This window comes from Mesorhizobium sp. M8A.F.Ca.ET.207.01.1.1, from assembly GCF_004794715.1.
In the GTDB taxonomy this organism is placed as follows: Bacteria; Pseudomonadota; Alphaproteobacteria; order Rhizobiales; family Rhizobiaceae; genus Mesorhizobium.
This window is the reverse complement of the sequence record NZ_SRUS01000025.1, coordinates 1-13492: the sequence shown is the minus strand read 5'-3', so window position 1 is coordinate 13492 and position 13492 is coordinate 1. Positions and strand designations below refer to the sequence as shown.

At 60.3% G+C, this 13492-nt stretch carries 6 protein-coding genes and 5 pseudogenes; 8 read left to right on the top strand and 3 right to left on the bottom strand.

What is annotated here, in order from left to right; genetic code table 11:
- Nucleotides 1–761: 761 nt before the first annotated feature.
- The gene (locus EN850_RS32995) at nt 762–4133 is read left to right on the top strand and encodes an autotransporter domain-containing protein (RefSeq protein WP_127310561.1); all 3372 of its coding nucleotides are present in this window, start codon (nt 762–764) and stop codon (nt 4131–4133) included.
- A gap of 320 nt (nt 4134–4453) precedes the next feature.
- Nucleotides 4454–5439 (top strand): annotated as a pseudogene (locus EN850_RS32985) (tyrosine-type recombinase/integrase); the annotation flags it as partial.
- 498 nt (nt 5440–5937) lie between these two features.
- Here EN850_RS32985 and EN850_RS37540 read toward each other — a convergent pair.
- Both EN850_RS37540 and EN850_RS32975 read right to left on the bottom strand, forming a co-directional pair.
- Nucleotides 5938–6039 (bottom strand): hypothetical protein, encoded by a 102-nt coding sequence (locus EN850_RS37540; protein WP_245463615.1) that lies wholly within the window; start codon nt 6037–6039, stop codon nt 5938–5940.
- A 625-nt stretch (nt 6040–6664) separates the two neighbouring features.
- Nucleotides 6665–6895 carry a hypothetical protein gene (locus tag EN850_RS32975; RefSeq protein WP_127295339.1) on the bottom strand — a complete coding sequence of 77 codons (231 nt, stop codon included), beginning with the start codon at nt 6893–6895 and terminating at the stop codon, nt 6665–6667.
- A 706-nt stretch (nt 6896–7601) separates the two neighbouring features.
- On the opposite strand from EN850_RS32975, the gene EN850_RS32970 reads away from it, so the two are divergent.
- The 4 genes and pseudogenes from EN850_RS32970 to EN850_RS37965 form a co-directional block, all read left to right on the top strand.
- Nucleotides 7602–9764 carry a prolyl oligopeptidase family serine peptidase gene (locus EN850_RS32970; protein WP_127310559.1) on the top strand — a complete coding sequence of 721 codons (2163 nt, stop codon included), beginning with the start codon at nt 7602–7604 and terminating at the stop codon, nt 9762–9764.
- 38 nt (nt 9765–9802) lie between these two features.
- Nucleotides 9803–10501, top strand: a complete 699-nt coding sequence (locus EN850_RS32965; protein WP_024505687.1) for an OmpW family protein — start codon at nt 9803–9805, stop codon at nt 10499–10501.
- Nucleotides 10502–11065: 564 nt separating this feature from the next.
- Nucleotides 11066–11299, top strand: a pseudogene (locus tag EN850_RS37535) (insulinase family protein); the annotation flags it as partial.
- 652 nt (nt 11300–11951) lie between these two features.
- Nucleotides 11952–12095 (top strand): annotated as a pseudogene (locus tag EN850_RS37965) (insulinase family protein); the annotation flags it as partial.
- 181 nt (nt 12096–12276) lie between these two features.
- Here the strand turns inward: EN850_RS37965 and EN850_RS37525 are convergent.
- A complete protein-coding gene (locus EN850_RS37525) occupies nt 12277–12540 on the bottom strand; it encodes a hypothetical protein (protein WP_245478315.1) in 264 nt (87 codons plus the stop codon).
- Nucleotides 12541–12674: 134 nt separating this feature from the next.
- On the opposite strand from EN850_RS37525, the pseudogene EN850_RS37520 reads away from it, so the two are divergent.
- Together EN850_RS37520 and EN850_RS32940 are read left to right on the top strand one after the other, a co-directional pair.
- Nucleotides 12675–13053 (top strand): annotated as a pseudogene (locus EN850_RS37520) (transposase); the annotation flags it as partial.
- A gap of 246 nt (nt 13054–13299) precedes the next feature.
- Nucleotides 13300–13492: pseudogene (locus EN850_RS32940) on the top strand (IS5/IS1182 family transposase); the annotation flags it as partial.

Sequence of the window (13492 nt, the reverse complement as noted above, 5' to 3'; positions counted from 1 at the left end):
GCATCTTCCGCCCATGCCAGCAGCTACGCCGCCAGAGCGTCATCCGCAGCCTGCTTGATCAGCCATTCGATGTGATTTGACCACATCTGCAACACCTCGCGCTTCTCCTTGACGTTGCTATAGAGATCGTAAATTTCGCCAATGTCTCCGGTTCGGGCTCACAGCCCGTCCATATAGCCGCCAGTCTGCTGCCTTCGAGTGGCCCATGTTGGCCGCGGCCAGGAAGTGGCGATGATTGAAAGGACAAAATCAGTTGCCGAAACTCATCGCAGGTGACGGTCTGGTGGCAATTTGGGCACATCTTGTGTCTCGTCGCCAGTAAACACGGATGCCCGGCAGGAGACTGAGCTCGCTGCCGGCGGAAATCGTAGAGCGCCAGCGACGCATTCTGATCTTTCGTCAGGCAGTCGACCGCCTTGGCATACGCCTCGGCCTCCATCTCGATCGACCTGAACCGGTATCTTGTGCGCCATCCGGACGATCTGGGAAAGCTTGGCCGGGCCGGCGCCTTCCCAGGCGCACGGGAAGAGCGACGACCCATGTGGACCTTGGATTTCACTCCGCACTTACGCTGCTTTGGCCTTGTCAGCAGCCTGAGCATAACGCGTGCTCAGCTTTCAGGCCGAGCACTCATCCATTGTTGACAGCATCTGTCGTCATTCAGGATCGCCCCATTCTCGCAGGCCGCTTGCAGCTTTCAGGCTGTTGTCAGCCAGGGCCGCCATAAAGGGTCTCGTTAAACAATTCAGGAGGCCGTTCCAATGATCAATCAGTTTGCGAGACTTTTTCGAGGACCAGGTATGCAGGCTTGTTTCAGGACAAAGAACTTTCTGGCGGCAACCACCGCGATGACGACGGTATTCCTGCCGGCTGTGTCTCTCGGGGTGGGTCTGGTAGCATTTCCAACTGGAGAAGCGTTGGCCGACGACCCGATTTCGATCCCGCTGGAGTATGTCGGGGAAGGCCATGACCGCCTGGGCATCTGGGCCAAGATCAACAATGGCAACGCGCAGCGATACGTATTCGACACGGGCTCGGACCAGCTCAACACGCAGATCGGGTCAGAGGTGACCGGGGTCCGCCCGATTGCCGACACGCCTTACGTATATACGTACGGGGACGGAACGTATGGTAATAAGCTTCAGAACGTGGAAATTGATAAATTTACATATGTCGATCCAGATCAAAAGATAACAATCGACGGGCCGTCTGTAAGCGATAAGAAATACCGGGCTGCTCGCATTCTCGATTTTGTCTATACCCATGCGTATTGCAAGGACAACAATCTTAAGTGCACGCCGGGATCCGTGACGGATGGACTTAAAGATATGTATGGTCAGGATCTCCAAGAACCTTATCACGCCGATAAGGAGCAGCGGGCGAAAATGACCGCTGGCAAGATGGCAGACGAAGGCGGCGATTTCGCAGGTACATTCGGGGCCGGCGATTTTCTTGGCAAGACAAGTGTCTGGGGCATGATGGGCAGTGTCACCAGGTCTGGCTACGTGGTCTCCGCCAATGTGAATCCGGATTCCGAGAGCGACCAAACGCCTGGCTGTTCCCCCTGCACGATTGTCAACCTCAATCCAAGCCTCCGGGCCCAATATACTAATGCCATGCCATGGGGAGAACCCGAGGAAAAAGATCAGGATTCTTATCAGAATTTTCCTGGCTCTGGCGCCAATGCCTCGACCGAATACGAAGGCAGCTACAATCTGCAGTACACGGTTAAGGATGGAGCCCCACCAATCACCGACCCCAACAAGACCGCGGTATTGCTCGACACCGGCACACCGGGCGGTGGCAGTCTGGAGATCAGTGATGCGATGCTGAAGCAATTTCAGGATGCGGGCGTCAAACTTAAAAATGTTCGGAGAAATGAGCAACGCGAGATCGTAAGCGCATCGGGCAACATCCCGAGCGTTACAATCGCAGGAACGGATGGCGATCCGGTAAGGCTGGACAATATCGACTTCACCTACACCAGCGGCACGACGGAACAACCCAATGACCAGACCAGTTTTGTTGCCGGTCTTGACTTCTTCAAAAACAGATCGGTCATTTTCGATCTGGAGAAGAAGTATACCGCTTATACGTCACATTTCGTCACTGCCAGCAACTTCTCTACCGATTCATCCGCACCCGAAGGGACCGGTCTGAGCAGGATCACGACGAGCATGGGGAATGAGGGCGGGTTCGGCATAGCGGGTGTCGTCTCCGGCTCCGGATCGCTGACGCTTGATACAAAGACGGTGGTCCGGATGACGAATGTCAACACCTACACCGGCGAGACGAATATTGCTCAGGATGCCTATCTCTCGCTTGCGGGGCTCGGCAACATCCAACGGTCAGCGAAAGTCGTTGCAGACGGCACGTTCGATATCTCCGAACATGGAAATGGCAGCGACTATTGGGGAATCTCCGACGCCTACAACGATGCCCGTATTCGTAGCCTGAGTGGCAGCGGAACGGTCGAACTGGGCAAGCGTACCCTGGTGCTAACGGCTTCGAACGACACTTTCGCCGGCAGCATCAACGACCTCGACGTTGATAACAATAATATGGGCGGCAAACTATTCGTTGCCGGTGGCGTGCAAACGCTGAGCGGAAAGAACAATTTTTCCGGCATGACGACGGTCGGTTCCGGCGCGGGATTGCTGCTTGCCGATACAGGTGTGCTTTCCCATGATGCGACCACGTCCGGCTTTCTCGGGAATGACGGGCAGATCGGGGGCACGGCTATCGCAAACAGCGGCGGTGTCGTCGCAGGCGGCGGCACCTACGGTGCGGTCACCATTTCCGAGGGCGGCACGGTCGCTCCTGGCAGTGCGACCGATCCGAGCAGGATCGTCACCACACTGACTGTCACGGGCGATTTCGCGCAGCAGTCCGGATCGATCTATCAGGTCGACCTCGCAAGGTCGTCCGATCTCATCGATGTTGGCGGAGCAGCGGCGATCGACAGCGGCGCGCAGATCGAGCTGCTGCGGCAGGGAACGCTATCGGTCGATGCCCGATATACTCTGCTCTCCGCAGCAGGCGGCGTAAGCGGCACCTATGGCGGGCTGACGGGGGCTCTGGCGACAGACGCGACGCCCTTCGTCGATTTCCAGCTCGTCTACGATGCCAACAATGTCTATCTCGATATCAGCCGCACATCGACGGCATTTGCCGATGTAGCCAGCACCTTCAATCAACGCTCGGTCGCCGCAGCGGCTCAGGCGCTTGGAAGCGGTAATCCGATCCAGGACAACATCCTGTTCCTGACGGCGCCGGAAGCCCGCAACGCTTTCGATATGCTATCAGGCGAGGTTCATGCTTCCATTCATAGCGGCCTCATCGAGGACAGTCATTCTGTACGCGATGCCGCGAGCGAACGGATCCGTGCGGCGTTCGACGGCGTCGGTGCCTCCAGCGTTCCGGTGATGACTTATGGGCTGGGTGGTCTGGAACTGGCCCCGGCAACGAGTGAGAATTTCGCCGTATGGGGCCGTGGCTTCGGCGCCTGGGGTCATCTCGACAGCGACGGCAATGCCGCCGGTCTCGATCACTCGACAGGCGGCTTTCTGGCTGGCGGTGACGCGGCTGTCGGCGAAAGCTGGCGGCTCGGCCTCATCAGCGGCTACAGCCATACCTCCTTGGAGGCGGACGATCGCGCGTCGTCGGGCTCGAGCGAGAATTACCATCTCGGTCTTGTTGCCGGCACGCAAAACGGCAATCTCGGTTTTCGTTCCGGCCTTGCCTATACCTGGCACAGCATCGAGACCGGCAGGTCCGTGGTCTTTCCAGGCTTCGCCGACAGCCTTTCGGCCGATTACGACGCCGGCACGTTCCAGGCCTTTGGCGAGCTCGGCTACCGTATCAATACGGCTTCGGCTTCCTTCGAGCCCTACGCTAATCTCGCTTATGTGAATTTTGACGCCGATGGCTTCACCGAGAAGGGCGGCGCAGCCGCCTTGTCGAGCGGGGATCGCTCGAGCGACACGGCGTTTACCACGCTAGGTCTGCGTGCGTCGACGGTACTGACCCTCGGCCGGATACCGCTCTTGCCTTTGCTGGCGGTTCCTCCTTCGCCATCAAGGGCGTGCCGATCGCAAAGAACGCAGCTCTGCTCGAAGCTGGGCTGGACGTAAACATCACCGAGAACGCGACGTTCGGCATCGCCTATCAGGGACAGATCGCCTCGGATGCCCAGACACACGGGTTCAGCGCCAAGCTCGGCGTCCGTTTCTAAATCACCCGCAAAAGAGATTGGTTATGAAGTCAGTGAGTGCATTTTCTTTTACCGTCGTTCTCGGCTCAGCGACGGTGATGTCTGTGTCCGCCGCGCGAACGGACGATGCCTGCTACAACAAGGCACAAAGCCTATGATGACGCAATGTTCAATCGACGACCTGAAGCCAGTCGATGGCGAGCTTGACAAGCTCTACAAGGAGATGGAGACCCGGCTCAAAGAGTCCCGGCGCATGTCCAGGAACTGGTCGAGACCGCGAGGGGCTACAACGCCACCTCGGAGAACACGCGCGACGCCTACCCCAAGGATTGGCGGCATTTTTCCTCCTGGTGCCGGCGCGCTGGCTTCGATCCCCTGCCTCCGGGCTCGAAGGTGATCAGGCTCAATATCAGCGCCTGTGCCTTGGGCACCGCCGCCGGCGATCCGAAGCGTGGCGCCCCTGCCCTTTCGGTTGCGACCATCGAGCGGCGGCTTTCCGGCCTCGCCTGGAACTTTACCCAGCGCGGCCGGCCGTTGGACCACGCGGAGCGGCATATCTATACGGTTCTTGCCGGCATTCGCCGCGCAAGCACGCAAAAGCCACCGCGGCAGAAAGAGGCGGTCCTGGCGATGATCGCCACGCTCGGCCACGACCTCAGGTGCCTACGCGACCGCGCTATTTTGCTCCTGGGCTGTGGCGGCGGCCTGCGGCGCTCCGAGATCGTCGGTCTCGACGTCATGCGCGACGACAACAGCGATGGCGCCGGCTGGATCGAGATTTTTGACGGCAAGGGCTGCTGGTCACCCTGCGCGGCAAGACCGGCTGGCGCGAGGTCGAGGTCGGCCGCGGCTCCAGCGACCACACCTACCCCGTAGTCGCGCTCGAGAGCTGGATCCGCTTTGGCCGCATCGCACGTGGACCCCTGTTCCGCCGCATTTTCAAGGACAACAAGACCGTCGACGTCGAACGGCTCTCCGACAAGCACGTCGCCCGCCTGGTCAAGCAGGTGACGATCGCCGCCGGCCTCCCCTCCGATCTCCCGGAAGGGTAACGGGCGCTGCTGTTCTCGGGCCAGTCGCTGCGCGCCGGACTTGCCTCGTCGGCCGACGTCGAGGAGCGTTACGTGCAGAAGCAGCTCGGCCATGCCTCGGCCGAGATGACCCGCAAATATCAGCGGAGGCGCGGCAGATTCCGGACCAACCTCACCAAGGCGTCCGGGCTCTGAGAAACCCCTCCCCTCCCTCGGTTGGTCGCTAGGTCGTGGGGGTCAGGTTCTTTGAGTGATGACAACACCTCGTCGAGCACAGCGAACGCTGCGTCCAGACTGTCGGCGGCCGACGCTTCGTAGTCAGGGCATGATCATCAGCTGTGCAATGGCGCGGCCGACGAATTCATTGGTGAGTTTTTCCATCCGCTGTCTGGTTCGAGCGACCTGTTCTGGGAGCGCACGCAGAGCGTTGACGACCTCGTCCAATTGCGACCGGGCTGCGGCGGCGATGTCGAAGATGTCGCGCGGGTTGGCTTCCGAAATCCCCGGTAATAGACCTTCTTGGCGATGATTTCCGGGATGGTCTCGAGCCGCACGGTCCTGCCTTCCACCACGCGGGTCTAGAACGGCTTCGTTGTTAGCGCTCCGGCAACGATGAAGTCGATTTCGCCAACGTCTTCGAAGGCGAATTTCTGGAACCGAAGCCCGTCCCCCAAATAGTCGGACGGCATCGTTTCAAAGTGCAGGTGGCTTTTGGGATGGTCGATGACCGAGCAATTGAGGGTCGTCGAGGAAAATATCGATGTCGTGGCTTTCACGATGGCCGATCTGGATCATCATAGCCGTTCCGCCGCCAAATGACCATTCAAAGTCGTAGCCCCGGCATTCCCGCGAAGCTGGCCGATCAGGTCGATATAATACGAAAAAGCCGCCGCCATTCGGACGGGCGTCGGCTATCATGTCCAGCCATTACGCGGCGAGCGTATAGCTTTCGCCGGACCAGGCAGAGAACTTGGCGGCAAAAGCCTTCATCTCGTCGACCGAATGTGGTGCGCGGTTGCGAACTCGACTTGCTGGGCCAGTCACGAGAACTGCAGGCACGACTGTGCCCCCTTGCCCGCCCCCACGGACGTCCAAACATGCAATTTGGCAAAGCACCGGCGCCGAAGCCACCCGACCTCGATGACGCCATTTCGTCGAAGCATGTGTCGTCGGCACTGTGCAGGGCAGAAGCAGGCTGTCGGTCCCGCGCAGCGACAGCAAGCGCGGCCTGAGCATGCGAAGGGAGTCGCTTTGATAGGAGTACCCGGCTGGGTTCCGTTCAGGACGTTCCCTGAAGACTTGGTGGCGTGGCGGTGGCTTCGACGCTGGTGGTGGGCAGGTTGTCGTAGCCCGGGTGCAATAAGCTTAGTCATCTAGGTCTCCTGGGGGAAATTTCCGCCATTGGGGGCCAAGTTTCACGCTATGCCAGCCCGTAGTTGTACAGGTGAAGCCGACTGGTCAGTGGACCGCAAAACGAAAGGCGCGCCGCTTCTCTTTGGTGATGCTCGCGCCGCGCTTTCTTCGCTGACGGTATGGAGATGAAGCGCGGCATGCCCCTGTAGCAGCCGATTTCACAACCAGACTTGCGTCCGCACTGCCCCTGTTGCTGCGGCATACCAATGCGTGGCGTCAGGAAGACTTCGTCGACCATTAGCCGTCTCGCTGAGATACTACCGAGCCCGAGCTCCCCTATCCTAGACCCTCGTATCGCATATCGGACGGCCCCACATCAGCCCAAGTTGCCATGGGGACCAGCCCCATGCGTTCGCCCGAATGCAGCTTCCTGGCTTGATCGACAGCAATCCAGGCGACGGTGCAGGCCAAGATTGCGGCAGGGCTTGGGCAACCATCAGGTCGCCCAAGGGGTGCCCCACCCTTCTCCTCAGAACTCAGCTGCTTCCAGCTGGCGGCTGAAACTCACAGGCGCAGCCAGCTTGGTCTCTAACCGCATCGATCGCATCATGGTGTCTGCGATGAATCCGTGTGCGTGAAGCGCTCCAGAGCGAAGATGTTGGGCGTCAACCAGGTTCACCAATGAGCTTCACTGCTCGAGTTCTGCACGGTGTCACCGCCTGGCGCCGGAGGTTGATCGGTGATTAGGAGGAGCACTCGTTGTCGGATTCTCGACGATGTCGGACATGTGACACAACGCTTCCAGAGCGATCGCATTGTTCCGAAACGATTTTCCCAGTTGGCACGACGGTTGCGGTCCTATGCGCAAAAGCACTGCGATGCCGCACCGACTGAAAGAACTCATCAATGATCACGCTTTTCGAACATGTGGGCGCCGCTACCAGCACTGAGCGTTCCCGAGCCGACGGAAGCCTCTATCCCTTCTTTCTGAAGGCTGTCCGGACATGAACGCATTTGATGTCCGTCCAACGCTGGATGCTCCCGACGACGATCCCTATGTCTGGCTTGAAGATGTAGAGGGCGAGCGGGCACTTGCCTGGGCCGCCGGCCAATCGGCAAGGACTCTCAAGCACTTCGGTGGAACGCAGTTCGAGCGCGACCGCGCGGCTCTGACAGCCATTTTCGACAATCGCGACAATCTTCCCCTGATCGCGCGCCGTAGTCAGTACCTCTACAATTACTGGCGAGATGACGGTAATCCACGCGGACTGTGGCGCCGGACCACCCTTGCCGCCTACATGAAGGCGGATCCCCAATGGGAGCTACTGCTCGATCTGGATGCTCTCGCGGCTAGCGACGGAGAGGACTGGATCTGGGACGGCGCGTCCATCGAGCCGGAGAGACGGGAAAGAGCCGTTCTGCGCCTGTCGCGCGGCGGCAGCGACGCGGTCGTGCATCGCGAATTCGACCTGATCTCTCTGAGCTTTGTCGCCGACGGCTTCAACCTCCCCGAGGCCAAAGGCTACGTTAATTGGCTGGACCCTGACACGCTTCTGCTTTCCAGTGCGCTTGGTAATGGCATGGCCACCCGCTCCGGCTATGCGCGCACCGTTCGACTGTGGAAGCGTGACGCGGATCCCCTCACCACGCCGGCAATCTTCGAGGCCGGGTTCGAAAGCTTCCAAGTCTCTGGTCATTCGGACCGCACCGGCCGCAGCGAGCGCCTTTGGTTCATCGAGCAGCCGGCCTTCTTCGAGAAGATCAGCTGGATCGGCGATAGGAGCGGGCCGAGGAGGCAGATCGATCTTCCTCGCGACGCGTCGTGGCGGGTCTTCGGCGACTGGCTGGCGGTAAGGCCGCGCAAGCCCTGGACGGTGGGAGGCACCACCCATCCCGCCGACGCGCTGATCGTCATCTCGCTTTCCTCTTTCCTCGCTGGCGGACGCCGTTTTGAGACCCTGTTTCAACCAGGGGAAAGGCGCTCCATGCAGTCATTCTTCTGGAATGACGGGAAGCTCATTATCTCTTACCTCGTCAATCTCGCACCGCGTTTCGAGATGTTCACTCCCGGCCACCAGGAATGGACGCGCCGAGTCCTGAACACCCTGCCCGCCGAAGGTACTGTCGACGTCTGGTCATTCGATGCGGCAGTTCACGAGACCAATGGAGAGGTCCTGATCTGTGCTCAGGATCCGATCACGCCGCCGCAGCTCTTGCTGTTCGATCTGAATGCCGCGCCGTCTCTCAGCGCTTCAGCAATCCTGAAGCGCAGCCCGGAGAATTTCGATGCATCCGGACTGGTGGTCACGCGCCACGAGGCAGTCTCTATCGATCATGAGCTGATCCCCTATACGCAGGTTGGTCCGGCGAACGGGAACGGAGATGCTCCGATTCACCTTTCCGCTTATGGCGGGTTCGGCGTATCACTCCTGCCCTACTACAACTCCCCGCTGGGCAAGCTGTGGCTCGAGCGCGGCGGCACGTGTGTCGAGGCGAACATCCGCGGCGGCGGCGAGTTCGGCACCCGCTGGCACGAAGCCGGGCGCAGGGAGGGCAAGCGTCTCGCCCATGACGATTTCGCCGCCGTTGCCGCCGACCTCGTGCGAAGGGGCATCACCCTGCCGAGGCGGATTGCCGCCGAGGGTGGCTCAAATGGCGGCCTGCTGATCGCAAACATGCTGACCCGCTATCCTGAGCATTTCGGGGCTCTGTTCTGCACAGCACCGCTTATCGACATGCGTCGCTACACCAAGCTCTTGGCGGGCGCGAGCTGGATCGACGAATATGGCGATCCGGACAAGGTTCACGATTGGGCTTTCCTGAAGGAAATCTCCGCCTATCACGCCGCAGCGCCGGGACAGCCCTATCCGCCTATCCTGATCGCCACCACGAAACGCGACGACCGCGTCCATCCGGGCCATGCGCGCAAGATGGCCGCAAAACTGCAGGCTCTTGGCTATCCCGCTTACTTCTACGAGGCCAGCGCAGGCGGGCACGGCTGCGGCGAGGACAATCGGGAGCAAGCCGCATTCATCAGTCTAGGCACCAATTTTCTCCGCAGCGCAATCGGCTTCAACGATCACCTTCCGGAGACGGCGGAACGCGTTGCAACGCAAGAGGGGCATTTGAGGTCCATCAACAATTCATTCGAGCAGGAGACGAAATAGTGCAGTGCATCCTTTCTGAACATCAAGGAGTGAATCTCATGGCGAGAACGCGAATGGGCGTAGCGCGGGCAACAGCAGCGGCGGTGGCCCTGATCATGGTGGGACAGCAGGCCGTCGCCGCGGAGCCTGCGCAAGCAGAGACCGTCCTGGCGGAGACGGGAGCCTCGGTCACCGAAGCGCCAATCCCTTGGCAGGTCCGCCTGCGGGCGTTGGGCGTCGTTACGAAAGATCTGGGCTACGTTGATACGCTTCCCGGCTCCGGTCTTTCGTATTCGGACACGGTGACGCCGGAACTCGATATCTCGTATTTCTTCACCGACAACATCGCCGCCGAACTCATACTCGGTACCACTTATGCCAACATCGCGGGCCAAGGGACGATCGGAGGGTTGGGCAACATCGGCAAAGTTTGGCTGCTGCCGCCGACGCTCACGTTGCAGTACCATTTTACCGATCTCGGCGCGTTCAAGCCTTATGTCGGCGCCGGCGTGAACTACACGATCTTCTACAACCAGGACACTGGCAGCGCTGATGCTCTCAAGGTGAAGAACACGTTCGGCACGGCGCTGCAGGTCGGATTCGACTACATGGTGGACCAGCACTGGGGCCTCAACTTCGACGTGAAGAAGCTTTTCCTGAAGCCGGACTTCGACGTCACGGTGGCCGGCGCGAAGCTGACGGGGAAGGCGGAGCTCGATCCCTGGCTGATAGGCGCAGGTGTCACCTACCGCTTTTGAATATCAGAGTGAAGTCTGCTTCCCGACTGCCGGTTTAAATGAAGGGCGCCTCGCGCGCCCTTTTTTACGGTCGACACTGCAGGGCGAAACCTCATGAAGCCGATTGTCGAGAGGGCGGGGCTCTCTTCCGGCGGACCAAGAAGGTGAACTGGCCAGCTGGCCCCGCGCCTGAGATGGAGTGCTCAGAAGCGCTTTGAATCGGGACGGGCTTTGGTATTGTGGGTGGAATGCTTCAGCCAGACTATTTGCCAGCATCGTCTCCCGGACGTCATGTCTGAGCTTCGTGTCAGCGCAAGGCGAACACGCGGCTCCTAGATGCCGACACGATGGCTGGTTCAGCCATACTGCGACAGTTGCCTGTTTTTTCGGTTCTTTGCTGTTCGTGCGCTAACCGCAACGCTCCATACTAGTCTCGCGTGCCTGTCCCCGTGGGGTGCGCGCCAGAAAGCGATTAGGCCCGCTGAAAGCGGCGGACCGCATCCGAAGGGCTGTAGCGAAGGGAAGGACCTGAAGCGAGACTGTCGGGCGAATTGAGAAACTGGCCCCCCCCGCATCGTCAAATACGGTGTGACAGGTGACGAGCTGGAAGGCCAAGAGCCGCTGTGTCCGCTCGCTGATCTTCGGCGGCGACAAGCAGTACCATGTGGCCGAGGTGTATGGCTTGCCACCGGCGGCACCGTGCAGGACGTCGAGGAATGGCCGGACCGCATCCGCAAGGTCACCGCCGATCAGGTGACGGCGGTCGCCGCCCGCTTTCACGCGCTCGACCATTCGAGCACCGGCTATCTCTTGCCCGAGGGAGAATTGATTGTTGAAAACCAATGCTGTGGCGTCGTCGCACAGGCGCGCTCCCCTCGGAGACGGGAGGGCAGCGCGCCTCGCCATGCCGCTGGCGACACCCTTCTCCTCGCGATTTCGTTCCTCATCCTGCCGGCGCTCAACGCCTGAACATCGAAGAGGTGAAATCTGAAAAAGGCTTCGACGCTTGGCTGGTGAAGGACCGCACGACGCCGATCACTGCCATTCACTTCGGCGCTTCGACCAGGAGCCGATCGACCGCACCCGGCGCCCAGGCCCTCTCCGCCATCATCCCAATAAGCGCCACCCCGAGGCGATCGCCGAGCACAAATGCTGCCCGCGATCTACGGCACACATCCCTATTCCAGGTCGCACGAAGGCACCAAAGAGGGCTTCGCTGGGCATGACACCGGCCGATCTCAACTCCTGCCACAAGGCCACTTTTGCCCGTGACGGCCTAGTGAGGGCCTGCATGTGGCGGTGGTTGGCGACATTGATGCGAAAACGCTGCGTATAAAACTCACCAGCTGTTCGGCGATTTGCTTGAGAGGCAGACGCTCGCCTCCGTCGCCGATGTCGATCCCAAGCTCGGCGAGCAGGTGACGGTCGCTACGACCTGCCGCAGACGTTGCTGCAGTTGGCTTATCCCGGCGTGAAGCGTAGCGCGCCAGATTTCTACGCCGCAGAGCTGCTGAACGAAATCCTCGGCGGCTCGCCCGTCACATTGCGCCTGTGGGAGGATGTGCGCGAACAGCGCGGCTTGACCTATGGCGCCTCTTCCAGCTTGGTCGACCACCAGCATTCCAACGCGCTGCAGGCTAGGACGGCAACACGTTCGGACAGGGCGGCCGGGACGCTGGCCTGTGCACAAGGTGGTGAAGCAGATGGCGGACGAGGGGCTGACCGAGGCCGACCTCGAGGCGAGCAAGAAATATCTGACGGGCGCCTACCGGCCGAGATATTCCCGGGAGGCCATGTCATGTCGGTTGGGTCGTCCGGCGGACGGGAAAAGGGCGATTTTCGGGATACCCTCCCATCCGACGCCGAGTTCCCAGGGCACCCACCGACTCTTTCTGTTCTTGCTCGCCAGCAGAACGAGCCGTTTGCTCTGACGAATGAGGGTCTTCAGCCGCGACGCCGTCTTCTCTGTAGTGCAAGGCGGCATTTCGAACCGCCTGCACCAGCGCAAGGATCGCCTTTTCATCCCCGGCAGCGCTCAGTTTATTCAGTTCCTCGTCCATCGGCCGATGCGCGGCCGGGCCGCTTGCCAGCAGGTAAGAGCCTAGTGGTTTACGCCTGTCATAAGAGTCCGGCTGGGGATTCCCCTTTTGCGAGTGCGCATGCGAGTCTGGCGCATGCCGCATCCGACCATCGCGCTACGGATGCGGCCGCCTATGAAGGAGCCAGGCTGCGCGAAGGCCTGCTGACAAGACCAACACCTCGAAGAGCGTATGGGCCGACACCGCCTACAGATCGGCGGCCAACGAGATCTCCATGGAGAAGCAAGGCTTCGTTAGCCGGGTCCACCGCAAGAAGCCCAAGAGCAGGCTGATGCCCGAAACCACCCGGCGCGCCAACAACATCAAGTCGAAGGTCCGTTCGCGCGTCGAGCATGTCTTCTCCGGCAGAAGAGCCGTATGGGGCTGTTCATCCGAACCATCGGCATCGCGCGGGCCACGACGAAGATCGGCATGGCCAATCTCGCATACAACATAAAGCGCCTGAACTACCTGGAGCGCATAGCTGCCGCATGAACACTACCCCCCGAAAGAGCCAAAGGCCTCGGCGAAAGCCGAGAAATTGCCGCCGCTTGAATACCGTCGGCCGTGAACTATCCGCAAGCCATTGATCTGGCCTGTTGATTGAGGCGGATAGCGTCTTTTGAATTGCAGGATTAGCGGTATTTGGACGCTGTTTTCCTGCAATTCGGTTTTGCGATTCCCTTGTGCTGCGGAGCGTGATTCACTCGGTTCGGCGGCGGCGAATCGAGGGGACGGCGAATGTCCAGGCCACGCGAGAAGCGCGAGACGGGAGAGCAGGACCTGTTCCGCTCCAGGCTCGATCAGATCATCAACATGAAGCACGAGCTGGTGCGGCTGGCGCAGGCGATCGACTGGCCGGTGCTGGAGGAGCGTTTCGGCGCCGTCTATTCGGACGGCCCCGGCATGCCGCCGCTGCCGACCCGGCTGATGG

Excerpts from the sequence above, each read along its gene's own strand:
- EN850_RS37525 (WP_245478315.1), bottom strand. The coding sequence starts at position 12,540 with ATGGACGAGGAACTGAATAAACTGAGCGCTGCCGGGGATGAAAAGGCG.
- EN850_RS32975 (WP_127295339.1), bottom strand. The coding sequence starts at position 6,895 with ATGGTCGACGAAGTCTTCCTGACGCCACGCATTGGTATGCCGCAGCAA.
- EN850_RS37540 (WP_245463615.1), bottom strand. The coding sequence starts at position 6,039 with ATGATCCAGATCGGCCATCGTGAAAGCCACGACATCGATATTTTCCTC.
- EN850_RS32970 (WP_127310559.1), top strand. The coding sequence starts at position 7,602 with ATGAACGCATTTGATGTCCGTCCAACGCTGGATGCTCCCGACGACGAT.
- EN850_RS32995 (WP_127310561.1), top strand. The coding sequence starts at position 762 with ATGATCAATCAGTTTGCGAGACTTTTTCGAGGACCAGGTATGCAGGCT.
- EN850_RS32965 (WP_024505687.1), top strand. The coding sequence starts at position 9,803 with ATGGCGAGAACGCGAATGGGCGTAGCGCGGGCAACAGCAGCGGCGGTG.